This is a genomic window from Actinokineospora sp. PR83 (assembly GCF_021056305.1).
GTDB lineage: Bacteria > Actinomycetota > Actinomycetes > Mycobacteriales > Pseudonocardiaceae > Actinokineospora > Actinokineospora spheciospongiae.
On sequence record NZ_JAJCXD010000061.1, the window covers coordinates 1 to 17,520 of the forward strand.

A 17,520-nucleotide genomic window follows, 5' to 3' on the forward strand; every position below is an offset into this window, starting at 1 on the left:
CTCCACGACCGTGTGGGCGTCGGCCCACGCCGCGCGGCGTTCGAGGGTGGGCCGGTCGGCGGCGGTGGGCAGCGGGTCGGCGGCGGCGAAGCGGGCCCGTAGGCGGGGCAGGGACAGGTCCGGGTCGAGGGTGCGGCCGCCGAACCACACCAGTCCGGCGCCCGGGTGGCGGGGGTCGGCGCGGTCGTGGCGGGCGGCGACGGCGTAGCCGACCGGGCGCCCGGCGGCGTCGGTGCGCCAGCGCAGCTGCACCAGGCCGTTGGCGGTCACGGCCGCGGCGAACTCCTCGATCGACGCCGACCTGGCCGCGGCGGTGGCCACCGCCGCGCGCAGCTCGACCCGGGCGGCGGCGTCCCGCCCGGCGCGGGCGGCCTTCTCCGTCTCCGCCCGGGTGGGTGCCGGGGTGGCGGTGCGGTCGGCGGGGGAGGTGGCGACCAGGCCGTGGTGGGCCTCGGCGGCCAGGCATGCCTCCCGCACCCGGTGGTAGTCGCGGTACGGCGCCACTCGGCGCCCGGTGTCCTGGCGGACCAGCACGGCGGCGATGTGGACGTGGTCGACCGCGTGGCGCACCGCCACCCACCGACACGCCCCCGCGTCCCCGGCCGGGGCGATCCCGGTCCGACCCAGCACGTCGACCACGACCTCCGCCCACTCCTCATCGGTGAGCACCCGGTCGCCGGGGGCGGTGCGCAGCGAGCAGTGCCACACCGGGCCCTGCCCCCGGCGCCCGTCCCCGCCCGTCCCACTCGGTTCGCGCAATGGGACACCGGCGGCCACCGCCGGGTCGGCCAGCACCGCGGACAACGTGGTCGTGTCGAACCCGTCGCCGGTGGCGGTGCGGGGCGGCTGGTGCCGTTCGGGAAGCCCGTCCCAGGAGGCGATGACGTGCTGGTCGGTGTGCTCGTGGTGGCGCCCCGGGCCGAACAGGTAGCGGATCAACCCGGCCACCCGCCACCCGCGCACCACCTTCCCGATCACCGCCGCCCCCGGGCGCACACCGGCGGGACGGGACACCGCGCCCCGTCCCGGCACCAGCGCGCGCCGGGCCCGGCCGGGGCGGGCGGAGATGAGCGCGGCCGCGGGACACCCCGGGCGCCGAACCCGCCCACCAGGGCGAACACCGCGGCGGCGAACACGGCCGGGAACGGCCCTGAGCGAGGCGGATGCGGGCGGTGATCCGTCACAACGAAAATCGGCTGAGCTAAGGTATCGTCACGCCGATCCGGCCCTGGGGGGGCTGTTCACAGCTGCTCGCGCAGTGCTCGGGCGGTGGTGTCCAACTCGTCGAGCGCGCCGGAGATCCGCATCCGGAGCACGTCGAGGTCGTGCTCGATCCGCCGCAGCGTCGACCCCGCCGGCAGCCTTGCGCCGATGTTGACGTGGCGGGCGATCTGGTTGGCCAGGCGCCCCACCGCGGCGACCTCCTGGGCCAGGGCGGTGACCTCCGCGCCGCGGGCGACGAGCACCCCCAGCGCCTGCCGCGCCCCGACCGCCAGCTCGCCTTCCCACCGGGCCCGCAGGTGCGCCTCCACCACGCCCGCGGCGTAGGCGCCCTCGCTCATCCCGGACAGCGCCGCCACCACCGCCAGGCGCTCGCCGTCGGCGACGGTCAGCGCGAGCTGGCGCAGCACCGGGCGACCACCCGGCACCCGCTGCCGCCGACCCGCCCGACCCGACCTCGTCTTCCGTCGCGGCTGTTCGCTGCCGATGCCCGCCGTACCCACCGTTCGCCCCTCGTCGCGTCCGCCTCGGCGCCCCGACCCGGCGGCGGCTCCGGTGGGCGTGCGCGGCGGGCACCGCGCGGAGCAGCAGCGATCGAGGCGGCGTCGACCACCGCACCCGGTGGTCGACTTCCCCGCCATCCAGCCTGCCACCGGCCCGGCGGCCTGAGCGCGGTATCCACTGGATGCCGCCTAACTCGCTCCGGCGGCGCCGGAGAGCGCAGGCCGATCCGGTCAGCGGCCCCGGGCTCGAAGTTCGTACAGGGTGATGGCGGCCTCGATGGCCTGCTGGGCGGTGAGCGCAGCCGCCAACACGTTGCGGTAGCTGTTCTCGGACTTGACGGCGATCATGCCGGGACGGCCCGGGATCGGGGTCTTGGTGCTGTCGGTGAACCCCAGGATCGGCCAGACGCGGGCGTGGGCGAAGCCCGAGCACAACCGCCACATCAGCAGGATGGGCATCTTCGTCGGACCGAGGTGGGCCTCGGCCGCCTCGGCAGCCTTGGTGCTGGTGTAGCCCTTCAGGTTGCCCGCCAGTCCACGGGCGGCGGCGAGCTTGTCGAGCTTGTCGATGCGATCCTGCAGCGGAGTCGGCACCGCGACCTTGGCCTCCGTGGCTGCGGTGTTGCCGTCCTTGACGTCCTTGTAGAACCACGACAGCGCCCGCTCGACGCGGTCGTTGCGCCGGTTCGGCTCAGCGATCCAGATGGCCGCGGCCGCGGATTCCAGGGCGCCGCGGGCCACCGTGTACGGGGTGTTCAGGTGCAGGAAGTCGGTGGTGAGCACGAGCGCGTACAGGCCATGGAGATGGTCGACCGCCGCCCCGATGCAGGTCATCAAGGCGTGGGAGACCAGGAACGGGTGGCAGGCAGCGTCGTCACCTTGCAGGGCGCTGCCGTCGCCAACCGGGAAGTTGTCGGGTGTGCCGATCCGCTCGGCCCACTTCGCGGCGGTGTCGGACATCTTCTGCAGGAGGGCCTTGGACTGGTCTTCGTCGGGCATAGTCACCGTCACATCGAAGCACTCCTGTCGACGCGGTTTCCTCGCCCGGCCCGGCCACCTCGACAGCGTCGGACCCCGCCGGGCGCGAAGGGACACGATCACAGGTGCCTGGTCCGACCGGTGAGCAGATCGCAAGGCGCGCGCAGGAGTTCAAGATCGCCTACCTCGCGCAGCAGCAGGCGTTGATGGCGATGCTGCACCCGCAACTGCCGCTTCTGCAGTTCACGCGCGCGATGACCGGAACCCCGCCGGGTGGGGATCTGCCCTTGCAGGTGCGAGGCAAGCGCGACCCGGACAAGGTGCTGTCCTACTCCATGGTGGAGGTCATGACCAACGCCACGACCCTGCGCGGAGAGATTCTCATCGACCTGATGGCCGCCGGGATGCTCGTGACGGCCACCCGCCTGGGAGACATGATCATCGAAGGCGGTCACGGGCGCCGCGACGTCCCCCTGCTCCAGTTCGCCCGCCACTTCCGCAACGCCTGCGCGCACGGCGACCGCTGGCACTTCACCAACGGCGAACCCAAGACACCGGCGGTCTGCCGCGACCTGACTCTCACCGAAGACCTGCACGGCACGAAAGCCACCTGGACCACGGTCGATCCCCGGTTGTTCATCGAGTTCCTCGACGACCTGAGCAACCACTTCATACCGGGCCTGGCCCCGCCCCCGACGGAAGGCTGAACCCGACAACACCTGGTTGAGAGGCCGCATCTCGCTCACCGTAAACGCTGTCGGACCACCATCCCACCGGGGTACCTAGTGCAACCCGCCGTTTCGTTGGGACGGATCAGCGGTGCTTGCGCTGCTTCCGGTCAAGGGCGCGGCGCTGCTGCCGGGTCAACCGCGGGCCCCCGTCACCGCGGCGGGTCGGGGTCGGCGGGGCGGGCTCCGGAGGCTGCGGACGCCCCCCGCTCAGCGCCGCGTCGACCGCGCGCACGGCAGCGATCAGCTCGGCCAGGTCCTCCCGGCGTTTCAGCACCGACAGCGGGTCCCGGAGAATCCGGTGCCGCAACTGCTCCAGCGCGGTGACCCAGTCCGCGGCCGTGCGCGGCGCCATGGGCACCGGCACCCGGCGCTCGCGGGCCTCGATCCGCTCGACGACCTCGCGCACCACCGTCGGCATCGGGTCCGGGCGATCGAGCCAGGCGGCGGCCCGGCGCAGCTCCCAGGCCCGGCTACGACACGTGGGCGAGCAGTACCGGGGGCGGCGGCCGGTGCCGGAATAGGGCACCTCCCGGGCGCAGTGCGCGCACTCGATACTCACCAACTGCTCGCGGGCCTGCCGCTCGCGCGGCGCACTCCCATCTCCCGATCCGACCACGTCATCGCCCCCTTCCGCGCGTCCCTGGGCGCGACGATACGTCACAACGAAACCCGCGAGCACTGACGTGCAAGAGGTGCTGTCGGGTAGTGAGGGTGCCTCGGGTCAGGTGCCGGAGCAGGGTGGTCGTGTCCTGTCCGCTCGAAGTCGTCGTTGTCCGGACCTACTTGTCGGCACCCGTGTCGGTGTTCGGGTCTACCTGTCGGGTCGACGGTGACGGTGCAGGACCAGGTGGTGTCCTCGGTTCGCTCCCGTGGCCGGGGTGTGGCGCGCGATGATCGTCTGGTGAGCAGAAGACGTGGTGGGGCAAGTTGGTGGCGGCCTGTCCTGGTGGTCGTGCTGCCGGTGTTGGTCAGCGCGGCGGCCGCGGTGATGCTGCTGTTCGACAGGCTGGCCCCCAGCACCCCGGCCGACCGGCTGGACACCGTGCGCACCGGGCTGGCCGTCGCCGCCGGCATCGGCGCCCTGATCACCCTCGCGCTGGCGCTGCGCCGCCAGCAGAGCACCGAGCACGACGCGACCGAGCGACGGCTGACCGAGCTCTACGTCAAGGCCGTCGACCAGATCGGCTCGGACAAGCCCGCCGTGCGTCACGGCGGCCTCTACGCCCTGGAACGGGTTGCCCAGGACAACCCCGAGCACCGCCAGACCATCATCGACGTCATCTGCGCCTACCTGCGCGGCCCCTACACCCCACCGAGCGCACCCGGCACCCGCAAACTCAACGGTCTGCGCGCACCCCTGCGCCCCGCCCACGCCCGGCCCACCACACCCCCCGACACCGCCACTGCGGCCGACACCACCGACCAGGACGCCCGCCAGGAGCGCGAGGTCCGCCTCACCGCCCAACGCATCCTGCGCGACCACCTACAACGCCGCACCCGCGACCGCACCTGGTACCGGTGGTTCCCACGCCCCCATCGCACGTTCTGGCCCGACATCGACCTCGATCTCACCAACGCCACCCTCATCAACATCGACCTCACCAACACCACCATCCGCACCGCCCGGTTCGACGGGGCGCGGTTCAGCGGCGACGCCCGGTTCGACGGGGCGCAGTTCAACGGCGACGCCCGGTTCGACGGGGCGCAGTTCAACGGGAACGCCCGGTTCGACGGGGCGCAGTTCAACGGGAACGCCTGGTTCAGCGGGGCGCAGTTCAACGGCATCACCAGGTTCTACGAGGTGCAGTTCAGCGGCCTCACCAGGTTCGCCGGGGTGCAGTTCGGCGGCGCCGCCTTGTTCGGCGGGGCACAGTTCAGCGGCGAGGCCTGGTTCGGCGGGGCGTGGTTCAGCGGCGACGCCCGGTTCTACGAGGCGCAGTTCAGCGGCAACGTCTTGTTCGGCGGGGCGTGGTTCAGCGGCGACGCCCGGTTCGACGGGGCACAGTTCAGCGGCAACGTCTTGTTCGACAGGACGCAGTTCAGCGGCGACACCGGGTTCAAAGGGACGCGGTTCAGCGGCGGCATCCCGAAGGAGATCAGGCCGTATCTGAGGTCAAACCACGACGCGCCCGTCGACCCCGATCCCGACAATTAGGTCCGGACAGCCATGCCTGCTGGATGTCCGGACCTAATTGTCGAACCACAGGTCAACGGCATCGTGCTTCGCCACCTTGGGCTGGACAGGACAGTCGTTGTCCTGTTCGCGCGAACCTTGCGGGGTTCGGACTACCTTGCGGATCGCACAGCAGGCAGGGGGACCGACGAGGGGTATGTAGCGCTGGGGCCGCTGGTGGTGATGATCAGGGGGTGACCTCACCACCTCCTCCTCCGCCGCCTGTTGACTCGCCCCCGCACTCCCCTGCGGCCCGGCCGGTGCTGCCGGAGATTCCCCGATGGAAGATCGTGACCGGCGTCGTCGCGGTCGCGGTGCTCACCGCGGGGGTGGTGGTCGCGTTGTGGTGGGCGGGTACCCGGGGCCTGGAGGGCAAGGAGTTGGTCTCGGCCCGGTTGGACGCGCTCAAGACCGGGCTCGGCATCGGCATCGGCGGCGGCGGGTTGTTCGGGCTGTACCTGGCGTGGCGGCGGCAACGCTCCACCGAGGCAGACCTGGACAACCGCGAACGGGCCCTGACCCACCAACAACAGGTCGCAGCCCGGACCGAGACACACCAGGAACGCGTCGCCACCGCGACCGAATCCGACGCCATCGCCCGGCGGATCACCGACCTCTACACCAAGGCCGCCGAACAACTCGGCTCCGACAAAGCCCCCGTCCGCCTGGCCGGGCTCTACGCCCTCGAACGCCTCGCCCAGGACCACCCCGACCAGCGACAGACCATCGTCAACGTCCTATGTGCCTACCTGCGCATGCCCTACACCCTGCCCGGCGACCCTCCCGAGGACGATGCGGACGTCGAGGTCATCGACCGGCACCGGGAACGGGTGCAGGAACGGGAGGTCCGGCTCACCGCCCAGCGCGTCCTGGCCCACCATTTGCGCCGCGGTGACCTCGGCGACCCGGCGGCGACGTTTTGGGCCGACATCGACCTTGACCTCACCGGCGCAGTCCTTGTCGACCTCGACCTCGACCACACCTCGATCCGCACCGCGACCCTGTGCGACACGCGAATGGTCGGCGACGCGAGGTTCGACGAAGCTCAGTTCAGCGGCGACGCCAGGTTCGACAGGGCACAGTTCAGCGGCGACGCCAGGTTCAACAGGACACAGTTCAGCGGCAACGCCTGGTTTACCCGAGCGCAGTTCCACCACAGCGCCTGGTTCCGCGACGCGCGGTTGCACCGCAGAGCGGGGTTCGACGGGGTGCGGTTCGGTGGCGACGCAATGTTCGGCATGGCCGAGTTCGGCGGAACACAGCCCACCTTGCCGCTCGACGGCGATGCCATGTTCGACGGGACGCAGTTCCAAGGCATAGCGTGGTTCGACAAAACGCGGTTCCACCGCAGAGCCTGGTTCGCTCAAACACGGTTCAGCCGCGAGGTCATCTTCCGCGACGCGCAGTTCGACGGTGACGTCGTGGGCCACGGCATGCAGTTCCACGACGTCGCCACCTTCGACGGGACGCGGTTCAAGGGCGCCGTCTCACCGGAGATCACACTCCACCTGCCCTCCGGCAGCGACGCAGTGACGTAGAACCCACCCCAGTCGTCGCCGGGCACCGCGGCGATCACCGCCGCGGTGCCCGGTCTGGCGTGTGAGGGGGCACGCCGCGGTGCTGCTCGTCACCGGCCCGGCGGGGTCAGCGGGTGCGGGGCAGGTGGATGACGAGGGCGCGGTGCCCGGTGTCGGCGGGCTGGCAGGTGCACACGGTCTCGGCCAGCATGGCGGCGACCACGCCGAGCAGGTCGACGCCGGGGTGATCGGCGAACTGCCGGAGCAGGTCGTCGACGTGCCCGCGGACCTCGTCGAGGGTGAAGGGCTCGTCGCCCGCGCTGAGGGTGGGAGGGGCGGGCCTGCTCGGGTCGATGTCCACGCTCTGGTTGTACCGGACGGCGGGCCCCTGAGACCGGGACCCGCCGTCGGGTTCGATCAGGGGGTCACCAGCGGGACGGGACTGTCGCCGACGCGCAGGTGCTGATCGGGGTGTGGGCTGATCAGGCGCCCATCGCGTCGTCGATCTCGGCGCCGAGGGAGGCGACGAAGTCCTTGCAGTCGGTCTTGTCCAAGCCCAGGGCGGTCTGCCCTCCGAGGGTGAGCACGATCGCCTTCGCGGCGGCCTTGTCCTCCGGGGCGGCGTTGCGCAGGTCGGACAGGGCGTTGCGGATCTGGCGTGCGGTGGCCATGAGGTCCTCCAGGGTTCGTGCTGATCAGGGGTGGTCGGGACGGTCGGCCGCGGGCATCGGGTGGCACAGGATGTGGACGGCGGCGTGCCCTTCGGTGTGCAGGCCGGGCAACGCGGCGACCAGGTCGGCGTGCTGGGCGCGCACGACGTCGGCGGGCACCCGCCGCCCCCACCGCGCTCCGGGGGCGCGGGGCGGGCGGGCCAGTTGCCGGTACAGGCAGACCTCCAGCGGGGTGTCGACCACGACCAGCACGACCGGGTGCTGGTGGGCGGTGGCGATCACGGCGACCTGACGCCGGTGGGCGGCCACCAGGTGGGTGCCGTCGACGACGGTGCCCAGGCCCTGGGCGCAGCGGTCGCCCAGGCGCCGGTGGGCCAGGGCGATCGCGTCGGCGGTGGCGGCCTGGTCGCTGGCGTCGCCGCTGATGTCCTCCCGGCACCGGTCGTAGGACACGACCGCGGTGCCCGGGTCGCCGGCGGCCAGGGCGGCGGCGACGGTGGACTTGCCGCTGCCGGAGCAGCCCATGAGCACCACGACCGCCGGGGCGGGCAGGGACAGCATCACCGCTGATCACCGGCGGCGCGGCGGGCACCGGCGATCGCGGTGGTGATGGCCTGCTCGGTCCATCCGGCCTGCCGGTAGTAGGCCACCGCGACCTCGCCTAGGACGGTGCTGCCGCCGCGGTCGGCGATGAGCGGGGCCAGCGCCTCCTCGAGGGCCAGGGCGACGCGGGCCCGGTCGACCGGGCCCGCCGCGGTGGCGAACATGCCCAGCAGGGCCGGGGCCAGGGGACCGGCGTGGGCCAGCAGCTCCGCGCCGGTCCCCGTCGGGTCGGACAGGTCCGCGGCCACACCGGTCGGGCCGGGGTTCAGCAGCAGCCGCACCAGGGCGGCATCGAGGTCGTCGCCGAGGTCGTCGTGGGCGGCGGCCAGGCGCCGCAGCGCCTCCTGCTCGGCGACGTGCCCGTGGGCCAGGGCCAGGGCCGCCAGCGCGGCGGCGGGGGAGGTGGCCATCACTGACCGCCCCCGGCGGCGTCGACGCAGACCGGGTCGCCCCAGGTGTGCAGGGTGCCGCCGCAGCAGCAGGCCCCGTTGTCGTTCTCGACCTGCGCCCGCGGCGGACGCGGGCACAGCAGGACCAGGGTGGTAGACATGATCTGCTCCTTCGGGAGTGACCCCGGCCGGGCGGCGACTCTTTAGCGGGAAGAGCCGCCCGGTCGGGCTGTGTTTGGCAGGTCGGTCCGGGTGGACCCCAACGCCCCCGGCCCGGTGAACCGGGACGGGAACGAAGGCGAGCACCCGGTCTGATCAGGGGTTTTCGTTCGGCTTGGTGGCCTCGGCGAGCTGGCGGCGCAGCTCGATTACCTCGGGCTCAACACCGCCGAGCTGCTTGGCCAGGGTGGTGTTCTGCTCGCGTAGATCGGTGATCTGCTCGCGCAGGGCGCCGAGCTGGGCTTCGGCGGTGTCGGCGCGGCTGCGCTCGGCGGCGGCCTGGGCGGTGAGCGCGTCGACGCGCTGCTGCATCTGCTCGCGCAGGGCCTCCAGGGCGGCCTGCTGGTCGACGGCGGCCTTCTCCACGGCGGCCCGCAGGTCGGTGACCTGCCCGGTCAGCGTGGTCTTCTCGTTGCTCAGGGCCTCGACGGTCTTCTCCGCGGCACGCAGCGCGGTGGTGGCCTTGGTCAGGTCCCGCTCGGTGGTGGCGTGGGTCTTGCGCAGCTCGTCGTGGCGGCCAGCGAGGTCGTCGAACCGGGCGATGTAGGCGCGCAGGTTGGCCTTGGCCTCGTCGCGCTGGCCCTCGGCCTGGCCCTGGGCGCGCTCGGCCTCCACGACCTTCACCCACGCGGCGCCGACCTGCTCCTGCTTCTCCTTCTCCGCGTCGCGGGCCAGGCGCTCGGCGACAAGCCGCGCCTCGCGGTCGAGGCGGGCCGCCCGCTCGGCGTCGGCGCGTTTGCGCTGATCAACCGCTGCCTGGGCCTCGGCGGCCTCCGCGCGCTGCAGCGCCTCGCCGCGTTCCTCCTCGGCCGCGGCGACCCGGGTCAAGGCCGCGGAATCGAGGTCGGCACCGGCGGCGAGGAGGGTGTCGAGCCGGTCGCGGACCTCCGCCAGCGACGGCGCCAACCGCTCGGTGGCCTGCTGGTAGGTCGCCAACGGCACCTCCAGCCCCACCGCGGCCGCGGCGTCGCGCTCGATCTGCGCCATCTCCTTGCATGTACGCCCGTCCGGCGGCCACGTCTTGCCGTCGGTGCAGTACTTCGGCTTCGGGCCCCGCTTCTCCGGCGGCACCGGAGACAACGGAGCACGACACGCCCGGTACTGACAGAGGCGCACACCACCAGCAGGCTCACCGTCTCCTGCGACCCCTGAAGGCCCCATTTCCTGCGTCATGTCAACCAATCTAGTACTAGTTACGTTCTGCTGTCAAACATAATTGATTTTAAATATGACCCAACAAAACTAACCCACCTGAGACGCCGCTCGATCGACTGACGACCGTCTCAGTGTTCACAAGAAGGTGAAAGTCGGGTCGGCGCATGTTCACCACCCGCCGGTGGTGGGGTCGTGGTTGCAGCGGACAGCGTCGGCGACGTCGGGGATGTCGAGCCAGCCGTGCTCGTCGCACATCCCGCAGGCCTCGATCGCGGCGCGCTTGGCGCGACCGCGCTCACGCTCACGGCGTTCCTCGTGTTCCCGGCGGGCCCCGGCGTGCCGGGCGATCTGCTCCGCCCGGTGTGCGGCGTGGGCCAGGCCCTCCCGGTCGAGGTCGTCGGCAGCCCACTTGACGGTGGGCCTGACCTGCGGGTCCGCTGCCCGCAGCGACGCGGTGATCCACCCGGGGGCGTTGGTGATCCCCACGGGCAGGGTGGCGTAGCGGCCGCCGCGGGTGAGCAGGTGCCAGGCGATCTCCAGCGGTGTCCACCCGGCCGCGGTCAGCGGCCGGACCTTGCCCGCCAGCCAGCTCGGCTTCACCCCACGGCGCAGCCGCTGGGGCAGGGTCACGTCCTGCTCGCACCAACCCTCCACAGGGCCCACCAGCAGGGCCTGAGCGGTCCGCTGAGCCACCGAACGCCGTGTGACCTGCGATTTCGACCCCCCGACCTGACCTGATCCCTTCTTTTCTGAGCCGCGCGAAGCGCGTCGTTCATCCACATCCCCCCTGTGTTCTGGAGAGAGAGCAGTAACCCTCCCAGAGTCGGTGGGGTAGAACTTTTGAGTGTTCGCGCTGCTCAGGGGCGGGTTGTGCTCCTCGTCGTCGCACTGCGGGCAGCCCTCGACGGGGGAGGGGCGGCGAGCACGGCGGGCCTCGTCCAGGGACACGACGTTCTCCGGCCGCGGGGCCGGGGCAGGAGGCGGGGGCACCGGCAGGCGCAGCTCGTACACGCTGGCCAGGGCGATCAAGTCCGGCCCCTCGTCGGCGCCGTCCTGGACGGCGCGGAACTCCCGGTACGGGTCCAAGTCCGCCGCCGGGACAGGCTTGCCCTCGCGCAGGGCGTCCAGCTCGGCGCGGGCCTGGGCCAAGGCGAGCGTGCGGCGGGCGCGGCGAGCCGCCTCCGCGGCCCGCCGCCGGGCCAGCCGACCGGCGCGCTCGGCCGCGGTCTCGCCCTCGGGGGTCTCCAGCCGGGGGAACTGGGTGCCGGTGAGCAGCTTGCCCAGCAGCCCCTGCTCGCAGAACCAGCCCATGATGTCGGTGACATAGCGCTCGGAGACGCCCACCGCCACGGCCAGCGCCTTGTGGCTGATCTCCGTCAACGGCCGCAGCCCGGGCCGCACCGACTCCGCCAGCAGCACCGCGACAGCGGTCCAGGTGTCCTTGCGACGCCGCTGCCACCGCTGCCCGTCGACACGCACCCCGACCTCGTCGAGCCAGACCCGGCCGCCTTCCCAGCAGGTCCGGGTGTTCGCCGGCATCTCCCGGGCCAGGACCTCCCGGGCCAACCGCACCCGCACCGACCGGTGCATCCAGCGCAACCTGCACCACCGCACCCCCGACCGCAGCAACGTCGAGTCGACCTTGCCCAACTCGTCGGCGAAGACGTGCCCCGCCGCGTACACCGCGGCGGTGGGGTCCTCCCCGACCGGGGCCAGGCCCCCGTGCCCGACCGGCTCGACCAGGACCTGATCGAGCGGCGGAAGCCACTGCCGCGCCTCCGCGCGGCGCTGGGCGGCGGCCGTCACCGCCCGGCCACCGCAACCGGTTCGGACACTCGACTATCTTTATAGTTGATAGAATATTGGTGTTCTGCAAGAGCGGGATCCATCCCGCATGGCGTAACACCACGAGCGCCAAATATAGGCTCGTCACAACGTGCCCAACGGTCTAAAAATCGCCTCTGATCAGCGCAAACGCGTGATCCTGGAGACATGCGGGGGCCGAAGACTTGGCGAACGCCCGTCCCCGGCCTTACCCTTGGCAGGAACAACTGAAAAACCCATCTGGACATGCGAGAGCCTCGCGTGTGTGGAGCCGGTGGTCGGAAGGCCACCGGAGTGCCGAAGAGCCGCAAGGCGCTTCGGAGTGGCCCCTGATGAAGGGGCGGGTGAACCCGGCTGATTACCGGGAACAACTGGTCAGGCGATCGGCTGGCACCGATCCCTCACCTCGCCAGAGACGAGCAGGCAACTCGACTCTGGCGCGAGACATGAACGGCGGCTTCCCTTGGCAGGGGATGTCCGCCGTTCTCGCGTTTACGAGGCCATCAACACTCCCTGGTCCTGATAGGGCACCCCGGTCCACTGGGCAGCCATCTCGCCGAGGTAGTCGTTGAGCGACAGTCCGGCCTGCTCAGCGTGCTCTTCAAGCGCAGCAGCAAGTTCGAGTGGCAAGCGCACCTGAACGCGCTTGCGCGGTCCCTTGGACGGGCGTCCCGTGCGCTTCTTCTCCATGCGCACAGTTCTACCGTTTTGGGAGACAGGAACACAGTCGACACGCCGGGCGACGCTGTTCACCGCGATCATTCACCTACCGCCCGCTGTGCATCCATGTGCGATCGCAGGACGTGCAGAGCCTCGTGCCAGGCCTCTGCCTTTCCGCTGAGGCGCCAGTAGTTGTCTCGGGCCTCCTGCCACGCACTGTGGCCCTGAGCTGTGGAGTACGCCAAGTACGCGGTCTGGGTCGCCGCGTTCGCAGCGGCCGACTCGGCCGCGAGCGCGGCGATCAGTTCATCGGGATTCATGATCACTCATCGTCCGTAAACGGCCAGGTCCGCGGAACGGCCTGCTCCACTGTGGCGAACTCCGGCACCATGCACGGTTCCGCTGCCCGCTCGAACAGAGTTCCGGACATGCGGCCGGGAACTTCGACGGTGCGCAGCTTCGTCCATCCCTGGCTTTCGTACCATTTGTGCAGCTTATAGGCGGTTTTCCAGACATCCACCCGGACGGGGTGGTGCCCCTGTCGAAATGCGTAGTCCACCGCCCACTGGAGTACGCGGGCTCCGAGTCCGCCTCGGACGAAGGTGGCTGTGGCCAACTTGGACAAGTACATGGCTGGCGCCTCGCGCTCGGCTGCGGACCAAAAATCCGAGTCCGCCGAAGTGGACAACGTGATGGTGGCCATCGGGACCTGGTCGATGCCGAAAAGGATCCAGGTGTGCCCGGCGTCGATGGCTTGGCTCATCTGCTTGGGCCAGGCGCTCGTGCGGGACCACTGGTCGCTGCCTCGCTGGTGGAGCCACAGCGCACGGTCGAACAGCAAGCCCAGGACGACGTCGCACTCAGTAGGCATGGCCGGGCGGATCAAGAAGCCGCTCACGCTGTCACCTCATTTTCTCGGACTTGGCGTCCGACCGCTGCGATGACGTCGAGTCCCTCTTGGGCGCCCTGTTCCCACAGGAGGCGGGTCCGGCCGCCCAAACGCAGGTAGCGCATCACGCGAGTGACGCGCTCAGCAGTGGCAGCGACACGAACCACAACCAGGAGCGGACTGCCGATCGGAATGGCCAGGTGGTATGCCTCGTCAGCGTCGGCGGGTTCATCGGTCACTTCATCGACGTGGGCAATCTCCTGGTAGCCAGCCTGAGCCAGCGCGCGGACAGTGCCGCCTGGAATGTCGGCCGGGTTGTCGAGACCGACTTCTCGGGCGAGATCCAGCGGGTAGTACCCGGTCTCGATGCTCCAGGGTTCCTCGTCGAGCAGCTGTGTCAGCACGCGAACAACCACGGGTGTGTCGCGGTCGACGCCTAGGCGGTCGGCGATGCCCGGTGGTGGCACTTCGATCTTGCGCTCGAATCGCTTGCTTGGTTTCCGGCCGGTGCGCTCGGCAGCCTCGATGAACGCGTCCGAGCTGGACTCCGGTCGGTTCGGTCGGATGGCGAGGTTGGCGACGATGGGTGTGCGGCCTCGGTGCCGCACGATCGTGCCCCGCCTGCTGGCGGCCCACCCGGTGAACACCAAGCCCTGTTTGGCGAGGTGGTCGATGGCGCCGCGCACGGTGATACGCGAGGCGTTGAAGCGTTTTTCCAGCTCAGCGAGCGTCGGAAGCAGCTCGCCCGGGCGCCATACGCCTTGATCAATCTCGGCCGCGAGCGTCTGCGCGATGCGCTCGTAAGCGTGCACGGGTCGCCTCCTCCTGGTTATAACCACCATATCCGCCCTCTTGACAGACGTACAGAGGCCGGTGATTATCTTGGTTATAACCAACATAATCAAGCTCGGAACCGCAAGGCAAGAGGCCCCGCCGGTGGCACCCGGCAGGGCCTCGTGAACAGGTCGCTACAAGTGAGAGGAAACGACCCGTGATCAAGCTTAACGCAGGTCAGGCCCAACTTTCCGGGGTGATGGAGCCGTGGGCCGGGCTGGGTGACCAGCTCGGTGTGCACGTCGACCGGTCCTTCGACCGTAGGCAAGGGCTGTGTGCCCGGGGTGTGGACCCGGACCTGATGTTTCCGGCGGCCCGGCGGGACTCCTCGATCCTGCGGGCGCGGGCGCTGTGCGCCGCGTGCCCGGTGCGCGTCGCCTGCCTGGCCGCCGGTCAGGACGAGGCGTTCGGGATCTGGGGTGGGGAGACCGAGTGGGAGCGGCAGGAGCGCCGGGCGGCGGAGGTTCGTGAGAACGACCTGACGGAGGCGGCGTGATGGCTCTGACCAGGGAACCTCTGCCGGTAGCGCTGCCGGGTGCGGAGCTGAGCGACGTACTGGTGCCGGGTCCGGCCGGGCAGGTGGTGGTGGCGGTGCCGACCACAACGGTCGGCCCGTTGCAGGTGTTCCCGGCGCCGTCGGTGCTGCTGTCGGAGGTGGGCACGGTCTGCGGGGTCGTGTTGGACGTGACCCGGTGGCTGGTGTGTGACGGCGAGCAGTACATGCAGGCCGTCTTCCCCAGCCACATGGAGGCGGTGGCTGCGGCCGAGGACTACCTGCGGAGGTCCCGGTGACCACCTCCATCACCACTGTTTGCCCTGATCAGGGCTGGTCGACGTTGTCGGCGATCACCGCGGTGGCGCAGGCGCGGGCGGGCCTGACCGCGACCGACGCTGAGGTGTGCGCCTGGTACCGGGCCAAGGCGGACCTGCACGAGGCCCTAGCGGCACGGGCTGCCACGTCGGACGAGCGCGAGCAGCAGTTGGTGTTCGCCGCCGCAGCGTTCGAGCGGTCGCTGACCACCGCGCCCGCCCGCGTCGAGTTGATCGTGCTCGCCGGTGGCGGCGAGGCCGACGGCGTCCCGGCGGGGTCGGCGACGGCCCTGGCCGGGGAGGTGGCCGCCTACGCCGCCCAGGCCGACGAGCTGGCGGCGATGGTCGAGCGGGTCATCGCCGAGGAGCGGGCCGGTGGGAGGCGGGCCCGCACGCTCGCCGCCCTGGGGGTCATCGCCAGGGCCCTGGGCGAGCAGCACGGCGAGCTGGATGCCGCGGCCGCGCGGATCGCGGCCCTGAGCAGCACAAACACGACAGAGAGGCGGTCGTCGTGACCGAGATCCCGGACCGGCCGGCCATCAACGGCCACCGGTTGCCCGGCACCGTGCTCGCGGGTGAGGACGTCGTCTCCGACGTCGTCGACGCCGTGGCCGGCGAGGAGCGGGTCAGCCCGTCCCCGGCGGACACCACGGCCGCGCCGGTGTCGGCGGCGGTGGCGGCGTTGCAGCGCCGAGTGATCGACAAGAAGGCCCAGCGGGCCCTGCTGCACGAGTACGCCGAGCTCGTCGACGACGAGGTGTTCACCGAGATCCCCTCGGAGGCCGAGGAGCGCAAGGACCGCGAGGTCGCGGAGACGATCCGGACCAAGGCGCGCCGGGAGCGCAAGCGGGCGGGCAAGGCCGAGATCAGGCGACGGTCGCGGGTGCGGCGGCAGGACCGGTGGGACGCGCGGGCGGACCGGGCCCGGCACCGCATCCTGGACCCGGCGCGGGCGCTGGGGGCGGACTACCGCAAGCTCGTCGCCTCCTCCGGCGTGGTGTTTGCGCTGCTCGCCGGGGGCGTGGCGTGGATGTCGCGCACCGTGCATCACGGCTTGGTCGGCGTGGACGGCCCGATCGTGGGCTACCTGGTCGAGCCGCTGGCCAGCGTGCTGCTGGTGGTGTCGCTGGTCGCGCAGTTCACCGCCCGCGCCCGGGGCATCGCCGTCCCCCGCGGCTTCTACTGGTTCGACGGCGCCCTGGCCGCGGCCAGCGTGCTGCTCAACGTCCTCCCTTGGGGTCTCCGCTTCGGCTGGAACGCCGGTGACCTGCTGGTGCACCTGCTGGTCCCGGCCCTGGTCGTGGGCGCTGTTGTCGCCTGGCATCTGGTCTCCGGGCTCTACGGGGAGGCGATCGCGGCGTCGAAGGACGCACCGGTCGTGATCTTCAAGGACGACGCCGTCACCGCCGAGCACCTGGCGCTGCTGCGCGAGGCCACCGCGGAGGGCGCGCTGTCGGCGAACCCCTCGGTCACCGCGGTCATCAAGACCTTGCGGAAGCGGCTGCCGGGCGGCATCGGGCAGCAGGCCGCCCGCCGCGTGGCCGCGATCTACCTCGGGCACTGACCCTGTTTTCCCAGCTCACCGTCGTTCTGTTCGTCCACTCGAAAGGGATCCACTCATGATCGACACCGCCATCTTCTGGGTCAAGCGCCTGTTCGTCATCGGGTTGTTCGTGGCGATCGGGTGGTGGGGCGTCACCCACGCCGCGCAGGTCGCGGGCCTGCTCGTCACGGTCATCGGCGCGGGCAAGACCTTCGGCACCACCCTCGCCGACGGCATCGGCTCCCTCTTCTCCTGACCCCCCCTGATCAGCACAAACCCATCCAAGGAAGGAGGCGATCGTGGCGGACAGCACCCCCAACCCAGGGAGCGCGCCGGTCGCGCCGGTCGTGCCGGAGGCCTTCACCGCGGCCGCGCACCGCGCGCAGCCGCCGGTGACGGCCTCCGCCCCCGCCCCGGCGCAGACCCCCGGCGCGGCGGCGGTGACGCCGCCCACCGGGGCCACCGGCGCCCCGGCCGCGACCACCACGGGCGACAAACCCACCGCCGAGAACGGCACGCCCGCCAAGAGCAAGGCGGGCGCGGGCGAGACATCGAGCACGAGCACATCCGAGGACGACGACCGGCCGGGAGTACCGGTGACCCGCCTGCTGTGGGCGGTGCCGGTGCTGCTGCTGGTGGCAGGAGTAGCCATGATCAACGGAAATCCGGGGCTGGCAGCGATCCTGCTGGTCCTGGCGGTAGTGGTGCTCGGAGGGGTCGCCGCGGCGCGGTCGCGCCGGGCGGGCGCCTCCGGCCGTGGGCCCCAGGCCGGGCGCGGTCCGCGCGGCGCGGCACCGCCG

At 71.3% G+C, this 17,520-nt stretch carries 23 protein-coding genes and 1 pseudogene; 9 read left to right on the plus strand and 15 right to left on the minus strand.

The features are described 5' to 3' along the window. The 3 genes from L6E12_RS20935 to L6E12_RS20945 all read right to left on the minus strand — a co-directional run. The coding region (locus tag L6E12_RS20935; RefSeq protein ID WP_236229624.1) for a relaxase/mobilization nuclease domain-containing protein at positions 1 to 1,014 on the minus strand (1,014 nt) is incomplete at its 3' end. 227 nt (positions 1,015 to 1,241) lie between these two features. Next, on the minus strand, positions 1,242 to 1,631 hold the full coding sequence (locus L6E12_RS20940; RefSeq protein WP_236229625.1) for a hypothetical protein: 390 nt from the start codon (positions 1,629 to 1,631) through the stop codon (positions 1,242 to 1,244). Between the two features lie 324 nt (positions 1,632 to 1,955). Then, positions 1,956 to 2,723, minus strand: coding sequence for a hypothetical protein (locus tag L6E12_RS20945; protein WP_236229626.1), 768 nt, complete (start codon positions 2,721 to 2,723; stop codon positions 1,956 to 1,958). 104 nt (positions 2,724 to 2,827) lie between these two features. Here L6E12_RS20945 and L6E12_RS20950 point away from each other — a divergent pair, with 104 nt between their 5' ends. Next, positions 2,828 to 3,409, plus strand: coding sequence for a hypothetical protein (locus L6E12_RS20950; RefSeq protein ID WP_236229627.1), 582 nt, complete (start codon positions 2,828 to 2,830; stop codon positions 3,407 to 3,409). A 106-nt stretch (positions 3,410 to 3,515) separates the two neighbouring features. On the opposite strand, the gene L6E12_RS20955 is transcribed toward L6E12_RS20950, so the two are convergent. After that, positions 3,516 to 4,049 carry a hypothetical protein gene (locus L6E12_RS20955; RefSeq protein ID WP_236229628.1) on the minus strand — a complete coding sequence of 178 codons (534 nt, stop codon included), beginning with the start codon at positions 4,047 to 4,049 and terminating at the stop codon, positions 3,516 to 3,518. A 285-nt stretch (positions 4,050 to 4,334) separates the two neighbouring features. Between L6E12_RS20955 and L6E12_RS20960 the strand changes: the two genes are divergently transcribed. After that, positions 4,335 to 5,588: a pentapeptide repeat-containing protein gene (locus tag L6E12_RS20960; RefSeq protein ID WP_236229629.1), complete on the plus strand. Its 1,254-nt coding sequence runs from the start codon at positions 4,335 to 4,337 to the stop codon at positions 5,586 to 5,588. 308 nt (positions 5,589 to 5,896) lie between these two features. Then, a complete protein-coding gene (locus tag L6E12_RS35485) occupies positions 5,897 to 7,144 on the plus strand; it encodes a pentapeptide repeat-containing protein (protein ID WP_236229630.1) in 1,248 nt (415 codons plus the stop codon). A 106-nt stretch (positions 7,145 to 7,250) separates the two neighbouring features. Here the strand turns inward: L6E12_RS35485 and L6E12_RS20970 are convergent, their stop codons facing one another. From L6E12_RS20970 to L6E12_RS21020, 11 genes are all read right to left on the minus strand, one after another. Further along, complete coding sequence (locus L6E12_RS20970) at positions 7,251 to 7,484, minus strand: hypothetical protein (RefSeq protein ID WP_236229631.1); 234 nt, start codon at positions 7,482 to 7,484, stop codon at positions 7,251 to 7,253. A 121-nt stretch (positions 7,485 to 7,605) separates the two neighbouring features. Further along, on the minus strand, positions 7,606 to 7,794 hold the full coding sequence (locus L6E12_RS20975) for a hypothetical protein (RefSeq protein ID WP_236229632.1): 189 nt from the start codon (positions 7,792 to 7,794) through the stop codon (positions 7,606 to 7,608). Positions 7,795 to 7,818: 24 nt separating this feature from the next. Then, positions 7,819 to 8,355: an AAA family ATPase gene (locus L6E12_RS20980; protein WP_236229645.1), complete on the minus strand. Its 537-nt coding sequence runs from the start codon at positions 8,353 to 8,355 to the stop codon at positions 7,819 to 7,821. After that, positions 8,355 to 8,807 carry a hypothetical protein gene (locus L6E12_RS20985; protein WP_236229633.1) on the minus strand — a complete coding sequence of 151 codons (453 nt, stop codon included), beginning with the start codon at positions 8,805 to 8,807 and terminating at the stop codon, positions 8,355 to 8,357. Before L6E12_RS20985 ends, L6E12_RS20980 begins: the two co-directional genes overlap by 1 nt. Continuing rightward, a complete protein-coding gene (locus L6E12_RS20990) occupies positions 8,807 to 8,947 on the minus strand; it encodes a hypothetical protein (protein ID WP_236229634.1) in 141 nt (46 codons plus the stop codon). The genes L6E12_RS20985 and L6E12_RS20990 overlap by 1 nt, the downstream gene beginning before the upstream one ends. Positions 8,948 to 9,101: 154 nt before the next feature. Continuing rightward, entirely contained in the window at positions 9,102 to 10,076 is a 975-nt protein-coding gene (locus L6E12_RS20995) for a hypothetical protein (RefSeq protein WP_236229635.1), read from the minus strand. Between the two features lie 252 nt (positions 10,077 to 10,328). Continuing rightward, positions 10,329 to 11,966: a hypothetical protein gene (locus L6E12_RS21000; protein WP_236229636.1), complete on the minus strand. Its 1,638-nt coding sequence runs from the start codon at positions 11,964 to 11,966 to the stop codon at positions 10,329 to 10,331. 510 nt (positions 11,967 to 12,476) lie between these two features. After that, a complete protein-coding gene (locus tag L6E12_RS21005; protein WP_236229637.1) occupies positions 12,477 to 12,674 on the minus strand; it encodes a ribbon-helix-helix protein, CopG family in 198 nt (65 codons plus the stop codon). A gap of 68 nt (positions 12,675 to 12,742) precedes the next feature. Beyond that, a complete protein-coding gene (locus L6E12_RS21010; protein WP_236229638.1) occupies positions 12,743 to 12,970 on the minus strand; it encodes a hypothetical protein in 228 nt (75 codons plus the stop codon). Beyond that, a complete protein-coding gene (locus L6E12_RS21015) occupies positions 12,967 to 13,542 on the minus strand; it encodes an N-acetyltransferase (RefSeq protein WP_236229639.1) in 576 nt (191 codons plus the stop codon). The genes L6E12_RS21010 and L6E12_RS21015 overlap by 4 nt, the downstream gene beginning before the upstream one ends. Further along, entirely contained in the window at positions 13,539 to 14,345 is an 807-nt protein-coding gene (locus tag L6E12_RS21020; protein WP_236229640.1) for a GntR family transcriptional regulator, read from the minus strand. The genes L6E12_RS21015 and L6E12_RS21020 overlap by 4 nt, the downstream gene beginning before the upstream one ends. Before the next feature lie 179 nt (positions 14,346 to 14,524). Here L6E12_RS21020 and L6E12_RS34835 point away from each other — a divergent pair, with 179 nt between their 5' ends. The 6 genes and pseudogenes from L6E12_RS34835 to L6E12_RS21050 all read left to right on the plus strand — a co-directional run. Then, positions 14,525 to 14,863 carry a WhiB family transcriptional regulator gene (locus L6E12_RS34835; protein ID WP_308075104.1) on the plus strand — a complete coding sequence of 113 codons (339 nt, stop codon included), beginning with the start codon at positions 14,525 to 14,527 and terminating at the stop codon, positions 14,861 to 14,863. After that, positions 14,863 to 15,159, plus strand: coding sequence for a hypothetical protein (locus L6E12_RS21030; RefSeq protein ID WP_236229641.1), 297 nt, complete (start codon positions 14,863 to 14,865; stop codon positions 15,157 to 15,159). Before L6E12_RS34835 ends, L6E12_RS21030 begins: the two co-directional genes overlap by 1 nt. Next, positions 15,156 to 15,692 carry a hypothetical protein gene (locus L6E12_RS21035; RefSeq protein WP_236229642.1) on the plus strand — a complete coding sequence of 179 codons (537 nt, stop codon included), beginning with the start codon at positions 15,156 to 15,158 and terminating at the stop codon, positions 15,690 to 15,692. Before L6E12_RS21030 ends, L6E12_RS21035 begins: the two co-directional genes overlap by 4 nt. Beyond that, complete coding sequence (locus L6E12_RS21040; protein WP_236229643.1) at positions 15,689 to 16,741, plus strand: hypothetical protein; 1,053 nt, start codon at positions 15,689 to 15,691, stop codon at positions 16,739 to 16,741. The genes L6E12_RS21035 and L6E12_RS21040 overlap by 4 nt, the downstream gene beginning before the upstream one ends. 55 nt (positions 16,742 to 16,796) lie before the next feature. Then, complete coding sequence (locus L6E12_RS21045) at positions 16,797 to 16,976, plus strand: hypothetical protein (RefSeq protein ID WP_236229644.1); 180 nt, start codon at positions 16,797 to 16,799, stop codon at positions 16,974 to 16,976. Between the two features lie 43 nt (positions 16,977 to 17,019). Continuing rightward, a pseudogene (locus L6E12_RS21050) lies at positions 17,020 to 17,520 on the plus strand (hypothetical protein); the annotation flags it as partial.